At 50.9% G+C, this 26,299-nt stretch carries 24 protein-coding genes; 2 read left to right on the top strand and 22 right to left on the bottom strand.

Annotation, left to right across the window (positions count from 1 at the left end; all coding sequences use genetic code 11):
* Nucleotides 1-116 precede the first annotated feature (116 nt).
* Nucleotides 117-1,301 (bottom strand): benzoate/H(+) symporter BenE family transporter, encoded by a 1,185-nt coding sequence (locus tag MYB54_RS21825; protein ID WP_248721351.1) that lies wholly within the window; start codon nucleotides 1,299-1,301, stop codon nucleotides 117-119.
* Between the two features lie 91 nt (nucleotides 1,302-1,392).
* Here MYB54_RS21825 and MYB54_RS21820 point away from each other — a divergent pair, with 91 nt between their 5' ends.
* Nucleotides 1,393-1,959 (top strand): helix-turn-helix domain-containing protein, encoded by a 567-nt coding sequence (locus MYB54_RS21820; protein WP_014917146.1) that lies wholly within the window; start codon nucleotides 1,393-1,395, stop codon nucleotides 1,957-1,959.
* A 44-nt stretch (nucleotides 1,960-2,003) separates the two neighbouring features.
* Here the strand turns inward: MYB54_RS21820 and phoU are convergent, their stop codons facing one another.
* The 8 genes from phoU to glmU all read right to left on the bottom strand — a co-directional run bounded on the left by phoU (nucleotide 2,004) and on the right by glmU (nucleotide 11,854).
* Nucleotides 2,004-2,735: a phosphate signaling complex protein PhoU gene (gene phoU, locus MYB54_RS21815; RefSeq protein ID WP_039275953.1), complete on the bottom strand. Its 732-nt coding sequence runs from the start codon at nucleotides 2,733-2,735 to the stop codon at nucleotides 2,004-2,006.
* Between the two features lie 12 nt (nucleotides 2,736-2,747).
* Nucleotides 2,748-3,521: a phosphate ABC transporter ATP-binding protein PstB gene (gene pstB, locus MYB54_RS21810; RefSeq protein ID WP_248721350.1), complete on the bottom strand. Its 774-nt coding sequence runs from the start codon at nucleotides 3,519-3,521 to the stop codon at nucleotides 2,748-2,750.
* A gap of 86 nt (nucleotides 3,522-3,607) precedes the next feature.
* Nucleotides 3,608-4,495 carry a phosphate ABC transporter permease PstA gene (gene pstA / locus MYB54_RS21805; RefSeq protein WP_010681438.1) on the bottom strand — a complete coding sequence of 296 codons (888 nt, stop codon included), beginning with the start codon at nucleotides 4,493-4,495 and terminating at the stop codon, nucleotides 3,608-3,610.
* On the bottom strand, nucleotides 4,495-5,454 hold the full coding sequence (gene pstC / locus MYB54_RS21800) for a phosphate ABC transporter permease PstC (RefSeq protein ID WP_010300064.1): 960 nt from the start codon (nucleotides 5,452-5,454) through the stop codon (nucleotides 4,495-4,497). The genes pstA and pstC overlap by 1 nt, the downstream gene beginning before the upstream one ends.
* A 162-nt stretch (nucleotides 5,455-5,616) precedes the next feature.
* Nucleotides 5,617-6,657 carry a phosphate ABC transporter substrate-binding protein PstS gene (pstS, locus tag MYB54_RS21795; protein ID WP_039281335.1) on the bottom strand — a complete coding sequence of 347 codons (1,041 nt, stop codon included), beginning with the start codon at nucleotides 6,655-6,657 and terminating at the stop codon, nucleotides 5,617-5,619.
* A 211-nt stretch (nucleotides 6,658-6,868) separates the two neighbouring features.
* On the bottom strand, nucleotides 6,869-8,296 hold the full coding sequence (locus MYB54_RS21790) for a DUF4026 domain-containing protein (RefSeq protein ID WP_039320213.1): 1,428 nt from the start codon (nucleotides 8,294-8,296) through the stop codon (nucleotides 6,869-6,871).
* A 166-nt stretch (nucleotides 8,297-8,462) separates the two neighbouring features.
* A complete protein-coding gene (gene glmS, locus MYB54_RS21785) occupies nucleotides 8,463-10,295 on the bottom strand; it encodes a glutamine--fructose-6-phosphate transaminase (isomerizing) (RefSeq protein ID WP_014917149.1) in 1,833 nt (610 codons plus the stop codon).
* A 188-nt stretch (nucleotides 10,296-10,483) separates the two neighbouring features.
* Nucleotides 10,484-11,854: a bifunctional UDP-N-acetylglucosamine diphosphorylase/glucosamine-1-phosphate N-acetyltransferase GlmU gene (gene glmU, locus MYB54_RS21780; protein WP_203449746.1), complete on the bottom strand. Its 1,371-nt coding sequence runs from the start codon at nucleotides 11,852-11,854 to the stop codon at nucleotides 10,484-10,486.
* A 324-nt stretch (nucleotides 11,855-12,178) separates the two neighbouring features.
* Between glmU and pelX the strand changes: the two genes are divergently transcribed.
* Entirely contained in the window at nucleotides 12,179-14,413 is a 2,235-nt protein-coding gene (gene pelX, locus MYB54_RS21775) for a pectate disaccharide-lyase PelX (RefSeq protein ID WP_248721349.1), read from the top strand.
* Between the two features lie 359 nt (nucleotides 14,414-14,772).
* Here the strand turns inward: pelX and MYB54_RS21770 are convergent, their stop codons facing one another.
* The 13 genes from MYB54_RS21770 to asnC form a co-directional block, all read right to left on the bottom strand.
* Nucleotides 14,773-15,192 carry a F0F1 ATP synthase subunit epsilon gene (locus tag MYB54_RS21770; RefSeq protein WP_010300077.1) on the bottom strand — a complete coding sequence of 140 codons (420 nt, stop codon included), beginning with the start codon at nucleotides 15,190-15,192 and terminating at the stop codon, nucleotides 14,773-14,775.
* 19 nt (nucleotides 15,193-15,211) lie between these two features.
* On the bottom strand, nucleotides 15,212-16,594 hold the full coding sequence (atpD, locus tag MYB54_RS21765) for a F0F1 ATP synthase subunit beta (RefSeq protein ID WP_014917152.1): 1,383 nt from the start codon (nucleotides 16,592-16,594) through the stop codon (nucleotides 15,212-15,214).
* A gap of 47 nt (nucleotides 16,595-16,641) precedes the next feature.
* Nucleotides 16,642-17,505 (bottom strand): F0F1 ATP synthase subunit gamma, encoded by an 864-nt coding sequence (gene atpG / locus MYB54_RS21760; RefSeq protein WP_005976554.1) that lies wholly within the window; start codon nucleotides 17,503-17,505, stop codon nucleotides 16,642-16,644.
* Between the two features lie 52 nt (nucleotides 17,506-17,557).
* Nucleotides 17,558-19,099, bottom strand: a complete 1,542-nt coding sequence (gene atpA, locus MYB54_RS21755) for a F0F1 ATP synthase subunit alpha (protein ID WP_005976551.1) — start codon at nucleotides 19,097-19,099, stop codon at nucleotides 17,558-17,560.
* Nucleotides 19,100-19,111: 12 nt separating this feature from the next.
* Nucleotides 19,112-19,645 carry a F0F1 ATP synthase subunit delta gene (atpH, locus tag MYB54_RS21750; protein WP_014917153.1) on the bottom strand — a complete coding sequence of 178 codons (534 nt, stop codon included), beginning with the start codon at nucleotides 19,643-19,645 and terminating at the stop codon, nucleotides 19,112-19,114.
* A gap of 14 nt (nucleotides 19,646-19,659) precedes the next feature.
* Nucleotides 19,660-20,130 carry a F0F1 ATP synthase subunit B gene (atpF, locus tag MYB54_RS21745; RefSeq protein WP_010681466.1) on the bottom strand — a complete coding sequence of 157 codons (471 nt, stop codon included), beginning with the start codon at nucleotides 20,128-20,130 and terminating at the stop codon, nucleotides 19,660-19,662.
* A gap of 63 nt (nucleotides 20,131-20,193) precedes the next feature.
* Entirely contained in the window at nucleotides 20,194-20,433 is a 240-nt protein-coding gene (gene atpE / locus MYB54_RS21740) for a F0F1 ATP synthase subunit C (protein ID WP_005976545.1), read from the bottom strand.
* A 49-nt stretch (nucleotides 20,434-20,482) separates the two neighbouring features.
* Nucleotides 20,483-21,283 (bottom strand): F0F1 ATP synthase subunit A, encoded by an 801-nt coding sequence (gene atpB / locus MYB54_RS21735; RefSeq protein ID WP_010681467.1) that lies wholly within the window; start codon nucleotides 21,281-21,283, stop codon nucleotides 20,483-20,485.
* A gap of 22 nt (nucleotides 21,284-21,305) precedes the next feature.
* Nucleotides 21,306-21,689 carry a F0F1 ATP synthase subunit I gene (atpI, locus tag MYB54_RS21730; RefSeq protein WP_014917154.1) on the bottom strand — a complete coding sequence of 128 codons (384 nt, stop codon included), beginning with the start codon at nucleotides 21,687-21,689 and terminating at the stop codon, nucleotides 21,306-21,308.
* Nucleotides 21,690-22,312: 623 nt separating this feature from the next.
* Nucleotides 22,313-22,933, bottom strand: coding sequence for a 16S rRNA (guanine(527)-N(7))-methyltransferase RsmG (rsmG, locus tag MYB54_RS21725; RefSeq protein ID WP_014917155.1), 621 nt, complete (start codon nucleotides 22,931-22,933; stop codon nucleotides 22,313-22,315).
* An 82-nt stretch (nucleotides 22,934-23,015) separates the two neighbouring features.
* Nucleotides 23,016-24,905, bottom strand: coding sequence for a tRNA uridine-5-carboxymethylaminomethyl(34) synthesis enzyme MnmG (gene mnmG / locus MYB54_RS21720; RefSeq protein WP_205605636.1), 1,890 nt, complete (start codon nucleotides 24,903-24,905; stop codon nucleotides 23,016-23,018).
* 390 nt (nucleotides 24,906-25,295) lie between these two features.
* Nucleotides 25,296-25,739: an FMN-binding protein MioC gene (gene mioC, locus MYB54_RS21715; protein ID WP_010300101.1), complete on the bottom strand. Its 444-nt coding sequence runs from the start codon at nucleotides 25,737-25,739 to the stop codon at nucleotides 25,296-25,298.
* Nucleotides 25,740-25,828: 89 nt separating this feature from the next.
* Complete coding sequence (asnC, locus tag MYB54_RS21710) at nucleotides 25,829-26,236, bottom strand: transcriptional regulator AsnC (protein ID WP_226373290.1); 408 nt, start codon at nucleotides 26,234-26,236, stop codon at nucleotides 25,829-25,831.
* Nucleotides 26,237-26,299 lie beyond the last annotated feature (63 nt).

The following is a 26,299-nucleotide window of genomic DNA, read 5'->3' as shown; positions in this document are numbered from 1 at the left end:
GAAATCGTAGCGGGACATTCATCAATGAAACTAAAATCGCGACGCCGAAAAAACGGCGTTCTCTTATTCGTTGAGGATTAATTTAAGATAAGCGCTCGCCTGTATTCCTGATGCCATCAGCGTGGCGTCGCTTTCCCCCCGGACAGCACCAACCAGGCCATCATCCCCCCAATTAGCCCCCAAAATGCCGCACCGATTCCCCACAGCGTCAGCCCAGAGGCGGTGATCAGGAAAGTAACGACCGCGGCATCGCGCTGCTTTTCATCCAACAGAGCACGATACAGGCTGCCTGAAATGGTGCTGAGCAGTGCCAAACCGGCGATAGCGTGAATCAGCGGCTGCGGCAGCGCCGTGAAAAGCTGACCGATTGATCCGCCAAAAACGCCCGCCAGCAGATAAAAGCCACCGGCAGCGACAGCGGCCAGGTAGCGTTTCTTCGGATCGGGATGCACATCCGGTCCCATGCAGATCGCGGCGGTAATCGCGGCGATACACACGGAAAAACCACCGAACGGCGTCAAAATCAGCGCGATTAATGCCGTAACGGTAATCAGCGGTGAGATAGGAACCTGATAGCCCGCCGCTTTCAGCGTGGCAACGCCCGGTGCGTTTTGTGATGCCATGGTGACAATGAAGAATGGAATGCCAACGCCCAGCAGAGACGCCCACGAAAAATGCGGTGTAATGAGTTCAGGTACAGCGAACACCAGCGGCGAATCAGAAACCGCAATTTGCCCACGAAATAGAGCCAGTAGCAGGCCAGCAAGCAGTGTCAGCACAATGGCAAAGCGCGGCAGCAGCCGACGGCTGAGCAAATAGGTTACGCACATCGCAAAAGCCAGCCAGAAATCCTGTTGCAGGGAAAGAAAGGCATCCGCGCCAAAGCGCAGCAAAATCCCCGCCAGCATCGCGGCAGAAATGGCCTGCGGAATGACGTTCATCAGTCGGGCAAAAAGACCGGTGATCCCACAAATAAAGATAAGCGCGGAAGCAAACAGGAACACGCCGATCGCCTCATTGAGCGTTGTACCCGGCAGGCTGGTAACCAGCAGCGCCGTCCCCGGCGTTGACCAGGCCGCCAGTATCGGCGCACGGTAGTATAGCGACAGGCTAATCGACGCCAGCCCTTGAGCAATCCCCAGCATGCTTAACCAGCCGCCGATCTGCACCGCGCTGGCACCCGCCGCTTCCGCTGCCTGAAAAATGATGGCGGCTGAACTGGTGTAGCCCACCAGCACCGCAACAAAACCTGCGATGAGGGTCGAAAAGGTGACATCTTTTAGCGCAAATGACGCAGGCATGGTATACCTTCACTCTTATCGTGCGCTATAACGCACAGGAAGCGCTAACATAGCAGCGTGCGCTATAACGCACAAGCAGGAGCTAATATTGATGTCTGATGAGCTAACCCGCCGTATTGGCAATACGTTGAAAACGTTAAGACAAGATAAAGACTGGAGCCTCACGCGTGCGGCAGAAGAGACGGGCGTGAGCAAAGCAATGCTCGGCCAGATCGAGCGCGGTGAATCCAGCCCGACGGTCGCCACGCTGTGGAAAATTGCGACCGGCATGAATGTGGCATTCTCTACCTTTATCGAACCGACGCTCGCGGATGAAGACGTGACCTATCGCTCGGGTGTGGGGTCGTCACTCAAGGAAAACGAAGCGGGAATGCACGTGGTTCCCCTCTTCCCCTTCGACGAAAAACTGCGTTTTGATATGTTGGTTATTGAGCTGGCGGCGGGTGCCAGCAGCACCTCATCGGCGCATGAAAGCGGGGTGATCGAGCATATTATTGTGCTGGAGGGGCAACTGGAGATGACTGTTGATGGGCAGACGCATGTATTGTCCGCCGGGGATGCTCTACGCTTTGCCGCCGACAGAGAACACCGCTACCACAACCCTGCCGATATCACGGCGCGCTTCCACGACCTGATTCACTATCCTGATAAAAAATAACGCCCTGCGAGCAGGGCGTTGTCACGATAAGCACAAAAACGAGCTTACTCTTCCGCTTTTTTATCTTTCTGCGCCAGCAGCTTTTCCAGCGCATCGCCGCCGAGGTGGCGGAAATCCTGACCTTTGACGAAATAGAAGATAAATTCGCAGATGTTCTGGCAACGGTCACCGATACGCTCGATAGAACGGGCGCAGAACAACGCCGTCAGTACGCTTGGGATGGTGCGAGGATCTTCCATCATGTGGGTCATCAGTTGACGCACAATCCCTTCGTACTCTTTATCCACTTTTTTGTCTTCGCGATAAATACGAATCGCTTCGTCCAGATCCATGCGGGCAAACGCATCCAGCACGTCATGCAGCATCTGCACGGTATGGCGCCCTAATGACTCCAGACTCACCAGCAGCGGCTGATGCTGATGGGAGAATTTCTCCAGCGCGGTGCGACAGATTTTATCCGCCACGTCACCGATACGTTCCAGTTCGGAAATGGTTTTGATGATCGCCATCACCAGACGCAGATCGCTGGCGGTGGGCTGACGCTTCGCAATAATGCGCACGCAGGCCTCATCAATCGCCACTTCCATCAGGTTAACTTTGGCATCGCCTTCAATAACCTGCTGAGCCAGCTCCGCATCCTGATTATGCATCGCGGTAATCGCGTCACTCAGCTGTTGCTCCACCAGCCCGCCCATGGTCAGGACCTGCGTGCGGATGTGTTCCAGTTCGGCGTTAAACTGACCGGAAATGTGTTTGTTCAGATTCAGATTATCCATGATGCTTCCTAATCAACCGTAACGGCCGGTGATGTAATCTTCAGTCTGTTTCTGCCGTGGGGCAGTAAACAGGGTATCAGTATCGCTGAACTCAATCAGCTCACCCAAATACATAAACGCCGTATGATCTGAACAACGCGCGGCCTGCTGCATGTTGTGCGTCACGATGACCACGGTGTAGTCTTTTTTCAGCTCGGAGATCAGCTCTTCAATACGGCCGGTAGAAATCGGGTCGAGCGCAGAGCACGGTTCATCCAGCAGCAGGACATCCGGGCGAATCGCGATACCGCGCGCAATACACAAACGCTGCTGTTGACCACCGGACAGGCTATAGCCGCTCTGATGCAGCTTATCTTTCGTCTCTTGCCACAGCGCCGCTTTAGTCAACGCCCACTGGACACGCTCATCCATATCGGTACGAGACAGCTTTTCAAACAGACGCACACCAAACGCGATGTTGTCATAAATGGACATCGGGAACGGCGTCGGTTTCTGGAACACCATGCCGACTTTGGCGCGCAGCAGCGCGATATCTTGCTTATCCGTCAGGATGTTATTGCCATCCAGCAGAATGTCGCCTTCGGCGCGCTGCTCAGGATAGAGCTGATACATTTTGTTCAGCGTACGCAGCAGCGTGGATTTACCACAGCCGGACGGGCCGATAAACGCGGTAACCTGATTCGCGGCAATATCCAGCGTAATGTTTTTCAACGCGTGGAATTTTCCGTAATAGAAATTCAGATCGCGTACCTGGATTTTGTTGGATGTCTCAGTAGCCATACTCATCAAGACTTCTCTCTTTTTCCTGGCGCTGCCTGGCAGCGCCTTGAATTTATTTAATGTTTCTCAGAAAACGACTATTTCTTAGCGAATTAGTGCTTCTTGGCAGAGAAAATAACGCGCGCCAGAATATTCAGCAGCAGCACACACAGCGTAATCAGCAGTACACCCGCCCAGGCCAGCTGTTGCCACTCCACAAACGGGCTCATGGCGAACTTGAATATGGTGACAGGCAGGTTAGCAATCGGATGCATCAGATCCGTGCTCCAGAACTGATTCGACAGCGACGTAAACAGCAGCGGTGCGGTTTCCCCGGCAATACGCGCGATAGCCAGCAGCACCCCGGTGATGATGCCCGATACCGATGCCTTCAACGTAATCGCAGAAATCATTTTCCATTTCGGCGTACCCAGCGCATAAGCCGCTTCACGCAGGCTATCCGGCACCAGTTTTAGCATGTTCTCGGTGGTACGAATCACAATCGGCACCTGCAACAGCGCCAGCGCAATCACACCCGCCCAGCCGGAGAAGTGCTGCATCTTTGCTACGACGAGCGTGTAGACAAACAGCCCCACCACAATCGATGGTGCAGACAGCAGAATGTCGTTGATGAAACGAATCACTTCGGCAATCCAGGATTTACGACCGTATTCCGCCAGATAGATGCCCGCCATAATCCCCAGCGGCGTCCCCAGCAGCGTTGCCCACAGAATCAGCAATCCGCTCCCGACGATGGCATTCGCCAACCCGCCACCCGCCGTATTCGGCGGCGGCGTCATTTCGGTAAATAACGCCAGAGACATGCCATCCACGCCTCGGGTCACGGTTGAAAACAGGATCCAGACCAGCCAGAACAGGCCAAATGCCATCGTGGACATGGATAAGAACAGCGCAATACGGTTTTTCTGGCGACGCCAGGCCTGCATTTTACGCCGCGAGCGTGCCAGTGCGGCTTCTTGCTCTATGCCTAATGTAGCCATTAGCGCGCCCCCTCATTTTTTGCCAGACGCATAACCATCAGCTTTGAACATGCCAGAACAATAAAGGTAATCACAAACAGAATCAGCCCCAGCTCCATCAGTGCCGCCGTGTGCAGACCGGATTCCGCTTCGGCGAATTCGTTCGCCAGCGCAGAGGTAATACTATTGCCAGGCATATACAGCGACGCGCTGTCGAGCTGGTAGGTGTTACCGATGATAAAGGTCACCGCCATGGTTTCCCCCAGCGCGCGTCCCAGTCCCAACATCACCCCGCCGATCACACCGTTTTTGGTGTAAGGCAGCACAATGCGCCAGATGACTTCCCACGTCGTACAGCCAATGCCGTAAGCGGACTCTTTCATCATCACCGGCGTTTGCTCAAACACGTCACGCATCACCGCCGCAATGTACGGGATAATCATGATGGCCAGAATGACGCCGGCCGCCAGAATACCGATCCCGAATGCCGGGCCGGAGAACAGCGAGCCAACAATAGGAATACCAGACAGGACATTGCCTACCGGCTGTTGGAAGTATTTGGCAAACAGCGGAGCGAAAATGAACAGCCCCCACATGCCGTAAACAATACTCGGTATGGCCGCCAGCAATTCAATCGCCACGCCAAGCGGACGTTTCAACCAGGCTGGTGCCAGTTCTGTCAGAAATAGCGCAATACCGAAGCTAATCGGAATCGCAATAATCAGTGCAATCAGTGAGGTAACGATAGTGCCGTAAATCGGAACCAGTGCACCAAACTGCTCTGCGGGCGCATCCCACTCTTTCGTCCACAAGAAGGCAAAACCGAACTTCTCGATGCTAGGCCAGGACGCCACAATCAGGGAAACAATGATGCCACCCAATAGCAGTAGCGTAACCAGCGCCGCCAGTTTTACCAGCGTGCTGAAGAGGATATCGCCATACTTTCCCGGGGCTTTGATAGTTGGCTTGTACTCCGCCATACGTCTCTCTTCTCGTTTTAACTACATTTGATAAGCTATTGAAGGCAGAGAGGTTACTATCACCTCTCCGCCCCGATACGACTTGTTATTCCACTACGTATTTCCCAGAACCTGACAGCCTCATCAGGCTCCGGTTATCAACACGATGTGTCGATACAATAATTAATACAGTGCTTTACCGCTGCTGTCTTTTACCTGAGTTTTCCAGGCAGCACGGATTTGCTCAACCACTTCTTTTGGCAGTGTGGCGTAATCCAGCGCTTCAGCTTGCTCACCGCCTTTCTTGAACGCCCAGTCGAAGAATTTCAACACTTCAGCGCCCTGCTCAGGTTTTTCCTGTTTGGTGTGAACCAGGATGAACGTAGTTGAGGTGATCGGCCACGCATCAGCGCCTTTTTGGTTAGTCAGATCCTGAGCGAAAGACTTGCTCCAGTCGATCTCTTTAGCCGCGTTGCTGAAGCTTGCGCCAGTCGGGCTAACCGCTTTGCCATCGGCAGAAATCAGTTTGGTGTAAGCCAGGTTGTTTTGCTTGGCATACGCGTATTCTACGTAACCGATAGAACCAGGCAGACGCTGTACGAACGCCGCGATACCATCGTTACCTTTACCGCCCAGACCGGTTGGCCAGTTCACGGTAGAACCTGCGCCAATCTTCTCTTTCCACTCTGGGTTCACTTTTGCCAGGTAGCTGGTGAACACGAAAGACGTACCCGAACCGTCAGCACGACGAACCACAGCGATGTCCTGATCCGGCAGTTTGGCATTCGGGTTCAGTTTGGTGATTGCCGGGTCATTCCATTTTTTGATGTTGCCCAGGTAGATATCACCCAGCGTTTTACCATCCAGCGTCAATTCGCCAGATTTGATGCCAGGAACGTTCACTGCCAGCACCACGCCACCGATAACGGTTGGGAACTGGAATAAACCATCCTGTGCTAATTTGTCGTCAGCCAGAGGGGCGTCAGAAGCACCGAAATCAACTGTTTTCGCGATAATCTGTTTTACACCACCAGAAGAACCGATGCCTTGATAGTTAACTTTATTACCGGTTTCTTTTTGATAGGAGTCAGCCCATTTGGCATAAACAGGCGCAGGGAATGTCGCACCGGCACCGGTGAGGTTAGCAGCAGCTAAAGCAGAAAATGCCGTCAGAGAAAAGGTTGCCGCAACAACACTGGCAAGAGTGGTACGCATCAGTTTCATAATCCCTCCTGTGGGATAATCGACGTGTCGACATGGAGCCGTTATCAATCAGAGTTATCAAATCAGAGTGTAGTTCGCAGGAGGAAAAATAGGACAGTTTGGTGACAGTAAAATGTACGCAATATGACATTTTTATGACAATGGCGCAGGATGCAGGAAAATTCAGGCATCACCAGCCAGAACAGGCGTTCTGACTGGTGCAGGAGATCGGTCAGTGAGTCTGGCTATGGCTAAGTAATTTGTAAATCGTATCAGGCTTATAGCTATCACCCTGATAATAAATCGCCCAGTCGGTTACCCTTGATATATCAACGGAATACACACCACCTTCCTGCATATCCTCAACGTAGAACGGATGATTGATTAATGTTCCCGTCACTACAGTGTCGTCGATTTTTTCGGGTATAAACCACATGTGCTCGCGCTCTTCTCCCTCTTCGCCATGAGGAATGCCAAACTTCACCATAAAGCGCCATTCACTTTCGACAGGTTTAGGTGCTTTTTTTAGTAGCTTAGCTAAAAAACCCGGTTTAGCCGGTTCGTCACTCACGTGGTAGTTTTTAAACATGTTGACGAAATAACGCCAGCGCAGCTGTGCCTTACGTGACATTTCTGCCGTTTCCGCATTCGTGCGCCAGAACATGATGGCATTCTGCTCATCAAATCCTTTGAAGAACGTTTGCAGTACGGGGTTTTCTTCGTTGGTACGAAACAGCATACAGGAAGGCTCCTGATGCACGTCATCCCGATCGGCGCGATCGCCCAGAAACACGCCTTCCGGCGTCCCTTCCAGATCGTAGCGCATGTCTTCCAGAGGCCGCAGTTGATCAATCGGCGTGGATTGATTCACATGCCGCAGCCCTTCTTCAAACGGCAACGCCACCAGATATTCATAGCCGCTGTCCGTTTGCCCGCACAGAATCGGTTCATTAAAGGTAATCTGCTGATTTTGAATTGCATTATTGACAAAACTTCTGAATAAATCCGGGATGCCATAATACGAACTGAGCGTCTCGGGAATAACTAATTCAGCCTCTGTCAGGCCGCATCGCGCCAGACCATGCGAGTGAAACCAGAATGTTGTTGGCGGATCGTTCTCGGTGTCGTACACGGCATGAATGGTATACAGCGATTCAATTTCCGGCAGGACATCATCTTCCAACTGAAAATTCAGCCATTCACGGGTAAACACGTTACCCGCAGCGGAAATATCGATGCCCAGGAGAAAATCCGGTACCACAGCGCTTAATAAACGAAGCTGATGAACGTAGTCTTCCAGCGGATTTGGCCCAAAAATACACTCAACCATCACTTCCTGCGTTGCCGCATTAGCCTGCGCCAGCAGCTCGGGCGAAATCGGGTCGGTTGAATGTATCGGCGTGATGCTATTCTCGGGATCGCGCTCCGATACCTCAAGATAAAAGGTCAGCTCACGATCGTGATGACGACAGGTATAAAAGAATCCGCCCTGTCCCTGCTCGGTATAGCTCACTTCGCCATCGGTGAAAAATGACTGCGCCTCTAGCAGGCTTTCCAGCAGCGGATAGTTCATCTCTCGTGAGGAAAAGGCCACCATCGTTGAAGGTACTTTTTCACCCTTCCCTTCCGCGATATCCAGGTATTGTTGTTTGTTATTCATATTAAGAACAAGTCAGTATTCAATATGGGTAAACCACTATACCCAATAAATTTTTATGAGGAGAGTGCGGAGGACGCAAAAAGAATGGGTATAAAAAACAAGCAGTAGAATGGGAAAAGAAATGAAGGTAAATAACACGATGGCTATTTACCTTCATTTTTAAAAATTACTCTACCGTAACGGATTTCGCCAGGTTACGTGGCTGATCGACATCGGTGCCTTTAATCAGCGCGACGTGATAAGACAGCAGTTGCAACGGCACCGTATAGAAGATTGGCGCAATCACTTCTTCGATATGCGGCAGTGGAATAATCTTCATATTCTCGCTGCTGGTGAAACCGGCATCTTCATCAGCGAAGACATACAGCTCGCCGCCGCGTGCCCGCACTTCTTCGATGTTGGATTTCAATTTTTCCAACAGTTCGTTGTTCGGTGCCACCACAACAACCGGCATATCCGCATCAATCAGCGCCAGCGGGCCATGCTTCAGCTCACCTGCTGCATAGGCTTCAGCGTGGATGTAAGAGATCTCTTTCAGCTTCAGCGCGCCTTCCATCGCGATCGGATACTGATCGCCACGGCCGAGGAACAGCGCATGGTGCTTGTCGGAGAAACCTTCTGCCAGAGATTCGATGAGCTTGTCCTGAGACAGCATCTGCTCAATACGCGCTGGCAGCGCCTGCAAACCATGAACGATGTCATGCTCGATCTGCGCATCCATACCGCGCAGGCGGCCAACACGCGCCACCAGCATCAGCAGAACGGTAAGCTGAGTGGTGAAGGCTTTAGTCGAGGCCACACCAATCTCTACGCCCGCCTTGGTCATCAGCGCCAGATCGGATTCACGCACCAGCGAGGAGCCCGCAACGTTACAGATAGCCAGCGATCCCAGATAGCCCAGTTCTTTGGACAAACGCAGTGCTGCCAGCGTATCCGCTGTTTCACCGGATTGAGATAGGGTAATCATCAGGCTGTTCTTACGCACTGCAGGCTTGCGATAGCGGAATTCGGAAGCAATCTCCACGTCGCACGGAATACCGGCCAGTGATTCAAACCAGTAACGAGAAACCATACCGGAGTTGTAGGATGTACCACAGGCAATGATCTGAACGTGTTCAACCTTCGCCAGCAGCTCATCCGCTTTCGGGCCTAATTCCGACAGATTGATCTCACCGTGGCTGAAACGCCCTTCAAGGGTGTTCTTGATCGCCATCGGCTGTTCGTAGATCTCTTTCTGCATGTAGTGACGATACGCGCCTTTGTCACCAGCATCGTAATTCACTTTTGATTCAATTTCTTCGCGTGCGGCAAGCTGGCCAGATTTATCAAACACGCGCACATCACGACGGGTGATTTCCGCGATGTCGCCTTCTTCCAGGAACATGAAACGGCGAGTCACTGGCAGCAGCGCCAGCTGATCGGAGGCGATGAAGTTTTCACCAACACCACGGCCAATCACCAGCGGACTACCAGAACGTGCGGCAACCAATACACTTGGGTCGCGGTTATCCAACACCACCATGCCATACGCGCCGCGCAGCTGTGGGATCACGCGCTTAACCACGTCAACCAGCGTTCCGCCATTCTGCTGCTGTTCGAAATGAACCAGATGGGCAACCACTTCCGTATCGGTTTCAGAAACAAAGCGATAGCCGCGACCGATCAGCAGTTCACGCAGCGGCTCGTGGTTTTCGATAATGCCGTTATGAACGATAGTGATATGTTCAGAAACATGCGGGTGTGCGTTCTCTTCGGAAGGTTCACCGTGCGTTGCCCAGCGGGTATGGGCGATGCCGGTACCGCCGTGCAGTTCATGTTCTTCGGCTGCCTGAGACAGCACCTGCACTTTCCCCAGACGGCGTAAACGGGCAACATTTCCTTCGCTGTCAACAACCGCCAGGCCCGCAGAGTCATAGCCGCGGTACTCAAGACGGCGTAAACCTTCCAACAAAATTTCAGCAACATCACGTTGCGCAACTGCGCCTACAATTCCACACATCGATGGTATTCCTATAAAAGTGACATATTGTGTCACCAGGGATGTCTTAGACCTGATTGTTCCGGTTTTTCCGGGTTCCCCGAGCCTTGTAGAGAGTTGGGGATTATTATGTTTTGTTCTGTGCTCTGGGAGACTAAAACACAGGACAAAACAACCTCCGCCATAAGCGGAGGTATATTACTCAACGACTATTTCTTTTTCACCGGACGTTGCCAGCCGGAAATATGCCGTTGTTTCACGCGGCCGACCACCAGCTCATTCTCCGCCACATCGTGCGTGACTGTCGTTCCCGCGCCGATAGTCGCACCGCTGGCTACGCTAACGGGCGCCACCAGTTGACTATGCGAGCCGACAAATACATCGTCACCAATAATCGTTTTGTGTTTATTTGCACCGTCATAATTACAGGTGATCGTTCCCGCGCCAATATTAACACCGGAACCGATATCCGCATCACCCAAATAGCTAAGGTGACCCGCTTTTGATCCTTTACCTAAGCGCGCCTTTTTCAATTCGACAAAGTTGCCGACATGCGCGCCCTCAGCCAGTTCCGAGCCTGGACGCAGGCGGGCAAATGGGCCAACGGTACACTCTGCTTCGAGTACGGCATCTTCCAACACGGAATAAGGGCTAATCTCGCAGTCATCGCCAATGATGCAGTTTTTGATCACGCAGCCAGCACCGATTTTCACCCGGTTGCCTAGCTTAACATTGCCTTCCACGACAACATTGACATCAATCACCACATCGCGACCATGAGCCAGCTCGCCACGCAGATCAAATCGTGCCGGATCGAGCAGCATCACACCAGCCAGCAGCAGCTTATCCGCCTGTTCACGCTGATAAACGCGCTCCAGCGCCGACAGTTGCAGACGGTTATTGACGCCTTCAACCTCACTCAGTCGCTCGGGATGGACCGCTTCAACACGCTGACCTTCTTCCGCTGCCATCGCAATAATATCGGTGATGTAAAACTCGCCCTGCGCGTTGTTGTTATTCAACTGGCTTAACCAACGTTTCAGATCTTTGCCGTTCGCAATAAGAATGCCGGTATTGATCTCGCTAATCTGGCGCTGTTCTTCGCTGGCATCTTTGTGCTCGACGATGCCGACTACGGCACCGTTTTCACGCACAATTCGCCCATAGCCCGTCGGATCGTCCAGCTTCACCGTCAACAGGCCGATACCGCCCTGCGGCTTAGCCTCACGTAAACGCCCCAGCGTTTGTGATGAAATCAGCGGCACATCGCCATACAACATCAGGATATCTTCATCATCGGCAAAATGGGGCGCGGCTTGCTGCATCGCATGCCCGGTTCCCAGCTGTTCCGCCTGCAATACCCAGTTCAACGCCGGATCGGCCAATTCACGTTTTAGCAAATCGCCGCCGTGGCCATAGACCAGATGAACGTGCTGTGCGCCTGTCGTCATGGCAGCGTCAATAACGTGCTGAACCATCGGCTTACCCGCCAGTTTATGCAGCACCTTGGGAAGGTCGGAATACATACGGGTTCCTTTACCCGCAGCAAGGATCACCACACTCATTGCACTATTTGACATAAGTATCCTGACAATACAGAGCCACCGCTCCGCAAGAATAAAATGGCCAGCCTGTTACGGCATGAATAACCAGAGTTTACCGAAACTACTGCGTAACGCGGATACTTTTTGGTGAGTTTTTTCTGAAAATCCCGCTAAAAACGACGAATGTTCACGAGAAGAAGATACAAGCACCATACTCTCAACCTAAACAGAAATGACACAGGGTTTCATAAAAAACAGACTTTGTTTTTAAGTATTTCCATTTGTGACACACACAAAAGAAACAGCGTTTCATTTATAGCAATATACGCGGGCGAATAATTCAATAACGAAGGAGATACAATGAAACGTTGTTCTTCACCAAAATGTGATTCATTACGGAAACACCGTTCTTCACGCCTCGCAGCCGTCGCGTTGACGAATGCATTACTCTTTAGCTTTAGTACACACGCCGCGACAGAATCAACCCCTGTCTGGCACGGCATCGCCTTTGGTCAATCAACAGACGTAAACTTCTCATCCAATGTCCTGCCGGAAAAGATTGGTGTTAACGACGTCACCATTAATGGCAAGAAATTAGCACCGGGGGATAACGCTGATTTGTCCGCCCCTATCACGATCGAAAGTCGTGGCGGAAAGATTGCCAACACCCATGACGGGCTGACGTTCTTCTATACGCAGTTGCCTGCGAATGTGAATTTTACGCTTCAGTCTGACATTACCGTGGAACAGTTTGGGCCAGAAAACGGCGCTAAGCCGGCGGCTCAGGAAGGGGCCGGAATTCTGGTGCGCGATATTATCGGCGTGCCGCGTCAGGAACCGCTGAAAGAAGGGTATGAGGAGTTCCCTGCGGCATCCAACATGGTGATGAACGCCATCATGACGCAGGATAAGAAGTCTCATACCGAAATCAAATTGCAGGCTATTTTGCGTAATGGCGTCACACAGCCGTGGGGCAATGCCGGTGCGAAAATTACCAAGACCAGCTACCAGGAAAATGTGAATCTGGAGCAAACGCCGACGTTCCGTCTGAAGCTGGAACGTACCAATGACGGCTTTATTACCTCTTATGCGCCGAAAGGCACGGATAACTGGGTATCAAAAGAAGTCAAAGGCGCGGACGTCGTCACCAAGCTGGATAAAGACCACTACTACGTCGGTTTCTTTGCTTCCCGTAACGCCAAAATCACCGTCAGCAATGCACAGTTGACTACCACGCCGGCGCAGACCAAAGCGTCACCGGAGTTCAAGGCTAAGGCCTATGATCCTTTGCTCCAGGTGATGTCATCGCCTAAAACCACCAGCGAACACTATGTCGTTCAGGCCAGAGCCAACTACGCCGGCACGATCACGGTGTCGCAAAACAGTCAGCCTCTGGGTGAAGCGAAGCAGGTAAAAGCGGGAGAAACCTTATCTCTGCCAGCGAAAATTGCCGGTAATAGCGCTGAGTTCAAGATTGCCTACCAGCCTACGGAAGGCGATGATAAAGCAGTAAAAGAGAGCACGTTCAAGGTTGAAAGAGTGGCCTACGCAGACGCTAAAAATCTGTATGTTTCGCCACAAGGTTCAGCCAGCAATGACGGCAGTAAAAATGCACCTATCGATTTAGCCAGCGCCGTCGCCGCTCTGCCAGCTGGTGGCACAATCTGGCTCAACGATGGTGATTACAGCGCAACTGAAATCCCTGTCAGCGCCAGCGGCCAGCAAAAAACCGTCAAGAACCTGTTTGCTGTCGGCAATAAAGCCGTGATTCATGGCCTACAGCTGAAAGCAAACCATTGGCATGTTAAAGGGATTGAAATCACAGAGAAACCGTTCCGTATCGAGGGGAGTTACAACACCATCGAACGCGTTCTGGCGCACCACGCTGACGATACCGGTATTCAGGTGACTTCGACGGCCGATGTAGGCAGACCGCTGTGGGCTAGCCATAACCTGATTCTGAATTCAGAATCTCACAGTAATCAGGACCCAGGCAAAATTAACGCCGACGGTTTCGCGGTGAAAATGCGTGTGGGTGAAGGCAACGTGATTCGCGGCGCGTTCTCGCACAACAACATCGATGACGGCTTCGACCTGTTTAACAAAATTGAAGACGGCGCAAACGGCGTTGTGGTGATCGAGAATTCAATTGCCATGAACAACACCAGCAACGGTTTCAAAATGGGTGGTGAAGGCCAGCCAGTGGCGCATCAGGTTAAAAACAGCATTGCTGTGGGCAACAAACTTGATGGTTTCACTGACAACTTCAACCCTGGTGCCTTGATCGTTGAAGACAACATCGCGTTAGATAACGAACGCTTTAACTTCATTTTCCGCCCAAGCCCTTACTCTGGTCCGGAAAAACAAGGCGTCTTCAAGAACAACGTTTCGCTGAAAACCAAAGCGGGTAAATATGATGATGCGGTTGTCGGCAATATCGATAACACCAACTACTTCATCAAAGGCGACCGTTCGGTTAACGCGCAAGGTAAGGAAATCACCGTAAATAATTTCGTATCGGTAGCCATCCCTGAGACGTTTACGCGTGATGCCAAAGGCAATCTGGTACTTGGCGACTTCCTGAAGAAAAAATAAGGGCTTCAAGTATCCCAATTAAGGTGGTGGGAAACCTATTTACCGAACGGAAACGGTAGTAACGGAATAGAAGAGTAAAGCGTTTGCGCCATGGACAAAAGCGTCAGGAACGCTTTTGAACGTCGCTTGCGACGGCCCTGCAAGGGTGAATCTCAGGGATGAGATTCATATTGCGCAAGCCGAGCGTACATGGACGTATTCACAGCGTCTTTACGATCTATCCGTTACTATCGCTCGACGCACTTTGTCATACCAAAAATGCCTGCTCTCGCAGGCATTTTTATATGTAACATAGACTTAAATGCAAAAAGGCCAGTCAGTGTGAACTGACTGGCCTTCAATTATTGCAAGCTTATCTGTTACATCGCTTTTCTGGTCAGCTCGATAACACGCAGCTTCGCAATCGCTTTAGTCAGCTCTGCGGAAGCCTGAGCATAATCCACATCGCCATGCGAATTGCGGATATGATCTTCAGCTTTGCGTTTCGCTTCCAGCGCACGTGCTTCATCCAGATCCTGCCCACGGATAGCGGTATCAGACAGTACGGTGACAATATTCGGCTGCACCTCAAGGACGCCGCCAGAAAGATAGATATACTCTTCCTCACCGTGCTGCTTAACGATACGAATCATACCCGGCTTAATGGCAGTGAGCAGAGGGGCATGTCCCGGATAAATACCCAGTTCGCCTTCGCTCCCCGTTACCTGGATCTTCTGCACCAGACCGGAGAACATTTGCTGCTCTGCACTCACGACATCCAGATGGTAAGTCATAGCCATGTCACCCTCCTACAAGGCGTTACAGTTTCTTGGCTTTTTCCACGACTTCGTCAATGGAACCAACCATGTAGAACGCCTGCTCTGGCAGGTGGTCGTATTCGCCTTCCATAATCCCTTTAAAGCCACGGATGGTGTCTTTCAGGGCAACGTATTTGCCCGGAGAACCGGTAAATACTTCCGCTACGAAGAACGGCTGAGACAGGAAGCGCTGAATCTTACGCGCACGGGATACCACCAGCTTGTCTTCTTCAGACAGCTCGTCCATACCCAGAATCGCGATGATGTCTTTCAGTTCCTGGTAACGTTGCAGAATAGACTGCACGCCACGAGCAACATCATAGTGTTCCTGACCAACAACCAGCGGATCCAGCTGACGGCTAGTAGAATCCAGCGGGTCAACGGCCGGGTAGATACCCAGAGAAGCGATCTGACGGCTCAGTACCACGGTTGCATCCAAGTGAGCAAAGGTGGTGGCTGGTGACGGGTCCGTCAAGTCATCCGCAGGAACGTAAACGGCCTGAACGGAGGTGATAGAACCGGTTTTGGTTGAGGTGATACGTTCTTGCAGAACGCCCATCTCTTCCGCTAGCGTCGGCTGATAACCTACCGCAGAAGGCATACGACCCAGCAGTGCAGATACTTCCGTACCAGCCAGGGTATAACGGTAGATGTTATCGACGAACAGCAGTACGTCACGGCCTTCATCACGGAATTTTTCCGCCATGGTCAGACCGGTCAATGCTACGCGCAGACGGTTACCCGGCGGCTCGTTCATCTGGCCATACACCAGTGATACTTTATCGATTACGTTGGAGTCGGTCATTTCGTGGTAGAAGTCGTTACCTTCACGGGTACGCTCACCTACGCCTGCAAACACGGAGTAACCGGAGTGCTCGATCGCGATGTTACGGATCAGCTCCATCATGTTTACGGTTTTACCTACGCCCGCACCACCGAACAGACCCACTTTACCGCCCTTGGCAAACGGACACATCAGGTCGATAACCTTGATGCCGGTTTCCAGAAGTTCCTGTGAGTTTGACAGCTCTTCATAGCTCGGAGCTGAACGGTGGATAGCCCAACGCTCTTCTTCGCCGATGTCGCCTTTCATGTCGATTGGGTCACCCAATACGTTCATGATACGACCCAGCGTTGCTTTACCTACCGGTACTTCGATCGGGTGGTCCAGGTTATTCACGTTCAACCCGCGACGCAGGCCGTCAGAAGAACCCATTGCGATACAACGAACAATGCCGCCGCCCAACTGCTGCTGCACTTCCAGCACCAGTTTTTCAGCGCCGTTCTCTACCTCAAGCGCATCGTACACCTTCGGTACGGCATCTTGCGGGAACTCGACGTCCACCACGGCGCCGATTACCTGGATAATCTTTCCAGTAGCCATCTTGAATCCTCTACGTAATTCGACAATACGTAATTCGTAAACCTGCTTTAAACCGCGGAGGCTCCCCCGACGATTTCGGTGAGTTCCTGGGTGATGCTGGCCTGACGAGCTTTGTTGTATACCAACTGCAGCTCTTTGATCAGGCTACCGCCGTTATCGGTCGCGGCTTTCATCGCAACCATTCGCGCGGCCTGCTCACTAGCCAGATTTTCTACGACGCCCTGATAAACCTGAGATTCTACATAACGGCGCAGCAGGGTATCCAGCAGCGACTTAGGATCGGGTTCATACAGGTAATCCCAGGCTTTCTTCTTCAACTCACCGTCATCCGAAGGCGGTAACGGTAACACTTGAACAACAAGCGGTTCCTGAGACATGGTATTAATAAACTTGTTGCTTACGATATACAGCTTGTCCAGACGACCTTCGTCATAGGCTTGCAGCATAACTTTAACCGGGCCGATCAATTCTGATACGGAAGGGTTATCCCCCATACCGGTAACCTGAGCAACAATGTTTCCGCCTACCGAACCGAAGAAAGAGACCGCTTTGGAACCAATCAGCGCTAAATCAGTTTCAACGCCTTTGTCGCTCCAGGATTTCATATCAGCCAGCAGTTTCTTGAACAGGTTAATGTTCAAACCACCACACAGGCCACGGTCAGTAGACACCACCAGATACCCAACGCGCTTAACGTCGCGTTCTTCCAGGTACGGGTGTTTATATTCCAGATTTCCTAACGCAAGGTGACCAATCACATTGCGTATGGTTTCCGCATAAGGACGGCTGGCCGCCATACGATCCTGCGATTTACGCATTTTGGAAGCGGCGACCATTTCCATTGCTTTGGTGATCTTCTGCGTATTTTGGACGCTTGCGATCTTACTACGTATCTCTTTTGCGCCGGCCATCTTTGCTTCTCCTCAAAGCCTTGCGGCCTGCTTTACAGCAGGCCACCGGGCGTTACCAGGACTGGGTTGCCTTAAAAGTATCGAGGATGCCTTTAAACTTGCCCTCGATCTCATCGTTATAAGCGCCAGTCTGGTCGATTTGTTGCAGAAGTTCGCCATGCTCACGGTCAGCATAAGCCAACAGTGCCGCTTCAAAGCTACCGACTTTCGACAGCTCAACATCTTCCAGATAACCACGTTCCGCCGCAAACAGAACCAGAGACTGCTGTGCGACAGACATCGGCGCATACTGTTTCTGCTTCAACAGCTCGGTCACTTTCTGACCGTGGCTCAACTGCTTACGGGTTGCATCATCAAGATCGGAAGCGAACTGAGAGAATGCTGCCAGCTCACGGTACTGTGCCAGAGCGGTACGAATACCACCGGACAGTTTCTTCATGATCTTGGTCTGTGCTGCACCACCCACACGGGATACGGAGATCCCTGGGTTAACCGCAGGACGAATACCGGCGTTAAACAGGTTGGATTCCAGGAAGATCTGACCATCGGTAATAGAAATTACGTTGGTTGGAACGAACGCAGAAACGTCACCCGCTTGCGTTTCGATGATCGGCAGAGCGGTCAACGAACCGGTTTTCCCTTTCACTTCACCTTTGGTGAATGCTTCAACGTAATCGGCGTTAACGCGCGATGCACGCTCCAGCAAACGGGAGTGGAGATAGAAAACGTCACCAGGATAAGCTTCACGACCTGGCGGACGACGGAGCAGCAGAGAAATCTGACGATAAGCAACGGCCTGTTTAGACAGGTCATCATAAATAATCAGCGCATCTTCACCGCGGTCACGGAAGTACTCGCCCATCGCACAGCCGGCATACGGTGCCAGATATTGCAGAGCAGCAGACTCAGACGCGGTAGCAACAACAACAATGGTGTTTTCCAGTGCGCCGTGCTCTTCCAGTTTACGTACCACGTTAGAAATCGTGGACGCTTTCTGGCCGATAGCGACGTACACACATTTGATGCCGGAATCACGCTGGTTGATGATGGCGTCGATGGCCAGTGCGGTTTTACCCGTCTGACGGTCACCGATAATCAGCTCACGCTGACCACGACCGATTGGAATCATGGCGTCAACGGACTTGTAGCCCGTTTGTACCGGCTCATCAACGGACTGACGTTCGATAACGCCAGGCGCAATCGCTTCAACTGCAGAGAAACCGTCGTGATCCAGTGCGCCTTTACCGTCAATCGGTGCGCCCAGCGTGTTGACCACACGACCCAGCAGGCCGCGACCAACTGGAACTTCAAGAATACGGCCGGTGCATTTTACTTTCATGCCTTCAGCCAGATCCGCATACGGCCCCATGACTACCGCACCAACGGAGTCGCGCTCCAGGTTCAGTGCGATCGCATAACGGTTACCCGGCAGAGAGATCATCTCTCCCTGCATCACGTCTGCCAGACCGTGGACGCGGATGATTCCGTCACTGACGGAAACAATAGTACCTTCATTGTGAGCTTCGCTCACCACATTGAACTGAGCAATGCGCTGCTTGATCAGTTCGCTGATTTCGGTGGAATTCAGTTGCATGCTCCAGTCCCCTTAAGACTGCAAGACGTCTGCCAGACGTTCCAGACGACCGCGAATGCTGCCATCTATCACCATATCGCCCGCGCGGATAACCACGCCGGCCATGACAGACTTATCAATTTTGCAATTCAGCTTCACTTTGCGTGACAGACGTTTTTCCATAGCGGCAGCGATCTTCGACAGCTGCTGCTCACTCAACGTGTTGGCAGAAATCACATCGACGTCAACCGTCGATTCCAGTGCTGCCCGCAGTTGAATAAATTGTTCCAGTACTTCAGGAAGCACTGGTAAACGTCCGTTCTCGGCCATCACCTTAATCAGGTTCTGACCGGCTTCATCAAGTTGATCACCACAAACGGCAATAAACGTTTTCGCCAGCTCAATCGGTGCGACTGCACCAGAAAGCAATTCGGCAATTTGTTCATTGCGCGCTACTTCGGCCGAAAACGCCAGCATGTTCTGCCAGCGATCCAAGGCCTGATTCTCAACCGCAAAGTCAAAAGCTGCTTTGGCGTAGGGGCGAGCTACCGTGACAAATTCAGACATCAGCCCCTCCCTCCTTACAGTTCAGCGACCAGTTTATCAACGATGTCGCTGTTAGCAGCTTCATCCACGGAACGTTCAATAATTTTCTCGGCACCGGCAATCGCCAATACGGCAACTTGCTTACGCAGCTCTTCACGAGCGCGTTTACGTTCGGCTTCGATTTCAGCCTGCGCCTGCGCCACAATCTTGTTACGTTCAGCTTCCGCTTCAGCTTTCGCCTCATCCAGGATCTGAGCACGGCGTTTGTTCGCCTGCTCGATGATAACCTGAGCATCCGCTTTGGCTTTCTTCAGTTGATCTGTCGCATTGGCCTGAGCCAAGTTCAAATCTTTTTTGGCACGTTCAGCAGAAGCCAGACCGTCAGCAATTTCTTTCTGACGTTTCTCGATGGCTGCCATCATCGGCGGCCATACATACTTCATGCAGAACCAGACAAACAGGACGAACGCAATGGCCTGGCCGAGGATTGTTGCATTAATATTCACAGCACAATGCCTCTTTCAAAGTTAAATAAGTTGATGTTTTAACCTCAGCAGAAAACATTCTGCTTAGGCCACCGCAAACATCACATACAGCCCCAGACCAACAGCGATCATCGGGATGGCGTCAACCAGACCCATGACGATAAAGAACTGTGTACGCAGTAAAGGAATCAGGTCAGGCTGACGAGCAGCACCTTCCAAGAATTTACCACCCAGAATGCCGATACCGATCGCAGCACCGATTGCCGCCAAACCCATCATTAACGCGGCAGCCATGTACAGCAGATCCACACTCAGGTTTTCCATGACAGTCTCCAGTTTGTTTCAGTTAAAAACGTTATTTGTTGAAAGAAAATCAATGCTCTTCAGATGCCATCGAGAGATAAACAACCGTCAGAACCATGAAAATAAAAGCCTGAAGCGTAATAATCAAAATGTGGAAAATAGCCCAAGGCACATTTAACAGCCATTGTGACCACCACGGCAACAGACCGGCAATCAGGATGAAGATCAACTCACCCGCATACATATTGCCAAACAGTCGCAAGCCTAAGGAAATAGGTTTGGACAGCAGGCTGACACCTTCAAGAATCAGGTTGATAGGAATAAATACTGGATGGTTGAACGGCTGCATGGTCAGTTCTTTAACAAAACCACCGAGACCCTTCATTTTGATGCTGTAGAACAGAACCAGAATAAACACCCCAAGCGCCATCGACAGCGTGATGTTCACGTCGGCCGTCGGCACAGCACGCAGATAAGCATGCGCCGGATCGTATCCCAGCAAGCTATAAATGCCCGCCCAGGCTTGCGGCAACAGATCGATAGGCAGCAAGTCCATCAGGTTCATCAGGAAAACCCAGACGAAAATGGTCAGCGCCAGAGGAGCAATCAGTTTGCTTTTGCCATGGAACATATCGCGTACGGTGCCATCAACGAAACCGATAATCAGTTCGACAGCCGTTTGCAGCTTACCTGGCACACCGCTGGTCGCACGTTTCGCTACGCGGTGAAAGATAACCAGAAAGAGGACCCCAAGAGCGATGGAGAAAAACATCGAATCGACGTTGATCGCCCAAAAACCCGTCCCGACCTGCAAATGCTGCAAGTGGTGACCGATATACTCTTGCGGAGTAGAGATTTCTCCAGCAGCCATGATGTCTCTTACCCTTTTGTTGTTAATTACGGCAACGATTAATTACGGCCGGTGCCACGATCTGCATAACCAGCACCGATAAATAAGTCAGGCCAAGCGGAAAGAATGCCGCTTTAAACACGCCTAACGCCACCACTAACAGTGCAATGGTGATAAATACCTTAAGCGCCTCGCCAATCGCGAATGACCAGGCCACACGCCCATCAGCAGGCTTGTGTGACTGATGACGCAAGGCAAACAGCACAAACAACACATTCGGTAACCAGGCTGCCAATCCTCCGCCTAATGCAGAAGCAGCAGCGTTGACGCTATTGAGGCTGAAAACAGCACTCAACAAAGCAAAAGTCACTAACTGTAACAACAGCAGCCTTAAGGCTACTTTTCCGCTGTAAAGGGATACAGGCATGACGTTTGCTCTCTCCGTACCTTTTCAGAGGTATACCGAATGACGTATAAAACTGCCTTTACACCACTGAGTCAAGCAGCAAAAAACGAGCAAATTATACGGGTCATACCTGCGAATTCAATCGATAAGTAGCGAAAAGGTGAACAATTATTTAAATTTCTTTCTGAAGCCCCGTTTTTACTAACAATCCTCGCGACTCATGTCTGGTGTCATTAATTTCTAAAGGCCTCCAATCTGTGATATGACTCACATAAAATGGCTTACGAATATTTACAACAGGATGTATCTTTTTTTGTCCTTAGCAATAAAACGTATTTATTTTATTTAATTTCAATAAGTTAATAAAAACACTATCCAAAAATCGCAATAAACAACGTTTCAACCACCTATTGACATTATTGATATCGTTTTTTTACTCAATTAACACAAAAATAACTAAATTTTGATGCCTATGATTTATTTTCGCTCGTTATTATTCAGTGCGAAAGCAAAAGGACAACGCTGAAAAAACGAAGATGTAAAATTTCAGTGATCGCGATACGTTCCAGAACAATGCCACCGATAGACGAGGTGGCATCCTGACATGCAATATTTAGTTATAATTTTTTTGATAAAAAACAAAATTAGTTTGGTTTAAGCACGACCAAATGGCGCTCACCTTCCAGACTGGGAACGGATAAGCGAACAACCTGATCTAATAGGACATCTTGTGGCAAGGATGACAATTCATCCTCTGGAAGTACGCCTTTTAGAGCATAAAACCGCCCTGTCGGTCTGGCCGGAAGATGGCTGCACCAGCTAATCATGTCCTGCAAAGAGGCAAATGCCCGACTGATCACCCCATCAAAAGGGGGTTCTGCTGGAAACGCCTCAACGCGACTCTGCACTGGCGTGATGTTTTCAAGCTGTAGTTCATGCTGAACCTGACGCAGGAAGCGCACACGCTTACCCAGGCTATCCAGCAAAGTGAAATGCGAATCAGGACGAACAATTGCCAATGGAATTCCCGGCAACCCAGGTCCGGTACCCACATCGATAAAACGCTGTCCGTGTAAATGTGGCTCAACCACGATACTGTCCATGATGTGGCGGACAAGCATTTGCTGCGGATCGCGTACCGACGTCAGGTTATAAGCTTTGTTCCACTTATTCAGCATATCAACATACTGTATCAGAAGATTTTTTTGCTTATCTGAAATCACAATGCCAGCCGCGTTTAGCAGATTATCGAGTGTGTTGCGCACAATAAGATCCCGATGAAAAATATGAGGTTAATAATAAAAATAGCCGGAGAACCGGCTATTTAGGGGATAAGTTTACCTTAAATCAGGCGCTACGGCGCAGCAGACCCTGTTTTTTAAGCCAGATCAGCAGAATGGAGATCGCCGCAGGCGTAATGCCAGAAATCCGTGAAGCCTGACCGATCGACGAAGGTTTATGATCGTTCAGCTTGGCAATCACCTCATTGGACAATCCACTCACCTGTTTGTAATCCAGATCGGCAGGCAGCAGTGCATTTTCATTACGCTGCTGTTTCTCGATTTCATCCTGCTGGCGAGCAATATACCCTTCGTATTTGACCTGAATTTCAACCTGCTCTGCGGCCTGTTCGTCGGTTAATCCTGGGGCAAACAGCGGTAGCGCAGTAAGCTGAACGTAATCCACTTCCGGGCGACGCAGCAGTTCTTCACCGTTCGCTTCACGGGACAACGGCGTTTTCAGCAGTGAGTTGACCTGATCTAGCTGCTCAGATTGTGGGTGAACGTGAATATCGCGCAGACGCTGACGCTCTTTCTCAATATTCTCGAGCTTCTCGTTGAAACGTGCCCAGCGATGATCGTCGACCATCCCCAGCTCGCGACCCATTTCAGTCAAACGCAGATCGGCGTTATCTTCGCGCAGCATCAGACGATATTCAGCGCGCGAGGTAAACATACGATAGGGTTCTTTCGTCCCCAGTGTGCAGAGATCGTCAACCAGTACGCCGAGATAAGCTTGATCGCGTCGTGGAGACCAGCCTTCCTTATCGACAGCCAATCGAGCTGCATTCAGCCCAGCCAGCATGCCCTGTGCGGCCGCTTCTTCATAACCTGTTGTTCCGTTGATCTGTCCAGCGAAGAACAGGCCATGAACAAATTTGTTTTCCAGCGTAGGTTTCAGATCGCGAGGATCGAAGAAATCGTACTCAATCGCATAGCCAGGACGAACAATGCGCGCATTCTCCATCCCTGCCATTGAACGAACAATCTGCCACTGGACGTCAAACGGCAAACTGGTAGAGATCCCGTTAGGATAAATTTCGTTGCTGGTCAGGCCTTCAGGTTCAAGAAAGATCTGATGCGTATTTCGATCGGCAAAGCGCATGACTTTGTCTTCGATCGACGGGCAATAGCGTGGGCCGATCCCTTCGATGATCCCGGCATACATCGGGCTACGATCCAGATTATTACGGATCACATCGTGGGTCTTCTCATTGGTATGCGTGATGTAGCACGGCATTTGCGCCGGATGCTGGCTCGCATTACCCAGGAACGAGAAAACCGGCATCGGGTTGTCACCGTGCTGTTGAGCCAGCACGCTAAAATCGATAGTTCTGGCGTCAATACGTGGCGGCGTACCGGTTTTCAGGCGGTTGACGCGCAAAGGCAGTTCACGCAGACGACGTGCTAATGGAATAGAAGGCGGATCGCCTGCACGGCCACCGCTGTAGTTATCCAGCCCGATATGAATTTTGCCATCAAGGAAAGTGCCTACCGTCAACACCACGGCTTTTGCACGGAATTTTAGTCCCATCTGGGTAACAGCACCGACGACGCGATCGTTTTCCACAATCAGATCGTCAACCGCTTGTTGGAAGATCGTCAGGTTTGGCTGATTCTCCAGTGCGGTGCGAACCGCCTGACGATAGAGCACGCGATCCGCCTGTGCGCGCGTTGCTCTGACTGCCGGGCCTTTACTGCTGTTTAGTATCCTAAACTGTATACCAGCCTGATCGACGGCACGCGCCATCAAGCCTCCCATGGCATCGATCTCTTTAACCAGATGACCTTTTCCAATACCGCCAATCGCCGGGTTACAAGACATTTGTCCCAGCGTATCAATATTGTGTGTGAGCAAAAGCGTCTGTTGGCCCATTCGGGCAGAAGCCATGGCTGCTTCTGTTCCGGCATGACCGCCACCGATCACGATGACGTCAAATGGATCTGGATAAAACATGGTACTGCTCCTCGCATTATCGCGAATGATGAGTGGCGAACGATCGTTATTTGCCCTGGGATGGGGATTCTACTCAACTTTGAGCCAACGACCAAGTCCGTTGGATCCTCGTTAATTAAAGAAAGATCTTTTTATTTAAAGATCTCTTTATTAGATCTCTTATTAGGATCGTCATGTTGTGTGGATAAGTGATTATTCATATTAAAGATCAAGAGAATGGCGTTGATCCTTACCTGTGAATGATCGGTGATCCTGGACAGTATAAGCTGGGATCTTAATGCGGGTTTATGCACAGGTCAAAAAACATACTTGGGTTGTTATTGGGATAACTACGGCTTTTACACCTGAATTAAGCATAGTTATCCACATTCAACTGCCGAATATTTCATCTTATTTGAGTAAATTAACCCACGATCCTAGCCATTCTTCTGCTGGATCTTCTGGAATTTGATGCTGGGTGATGTCGATCTCGAGGATTTCACCGATCCGTTTGGCACCTAATTGAGCCAATACACGATCCGCTGTTTGGATCGCGCCACAGAACGTATCGTACTCTTTACTACCGATCCCCACCGCACCGAAACTCACCTGAGAAAGATCGGGCTTTTGCTGTTCCAGCTGTTCAAACAGTGCTTTCAGGTTGTCAGGGAATTCTCCCGCACCATGTGTAGACGTCACCACTAGCCATATACCGCTTTCAGGTAGTGCATCAAGCGTAGGGCCATGCAGAATTTCAGTGGAAAAATCATCCTTCTCCAGCAGTTCAGCCAAATGCTCTGCAACATATTCGGCACTGCCAAGGGTACTGCCACTGATTAAGGTAATGTCTGCCATAGCGATCCCATCCGATAAAAGACGGGACATTGTACGCTGTGATCTGGCTGGGATCTACCTGTGGATAATATGGGTATAGGAAAAAAGCATTACGGCGCGATCGTCCGCATGATGGGGTTTTGCAGGGAGATTAGCGTTTCAGTGGACTGAATTTCATCAATTGTTTGGATCTTGTTGATAAGCACATGTTGCAGCGCCTCGATCGAGCGGCACATGACCTTAATAAAGATGCTGTAATGCCCGGTGGTGTAGTAGGCCTCGACCACTTCTTCCAGATTGTTCAACTTCTCCAGCGCAGAGGGATAATCTTTGGCGCTTTTCAGAATGATGCCGATAAAACAGCATACGTCATAGCCCAGCTGCTTTGGGTTCACGTCCAGACGTGTACCGACAATGATGCCCGCCTGTTTCATTTTCTCCACTCGAACGTGGATCGTCCCCGGACTAACGGAAAACTGTTTTGCCAGTTCGGCATAAGGCGTGCGCGCATTTTCCATTAAGGCGGAAAGAATGCCGCGATCGAGATTATCGATCTGATAAATTTCTGCCACTTTGAGCCT

Origin of the sequence: Pectobacterium nicotianae (assembly GCF_023272715.1) — a bacterium.
GTDB lineage: Bacteria > Pseudomonadota > Gammaproteobacteria > Enterobacterales > Enterobacteriaceae > Pectobacterium > Pectobacterium brasiliense.
Note: the sequence above shows the minus strand (reverse complement) of the source record. Positions and strands in the feature narration are given on the sequence as shown.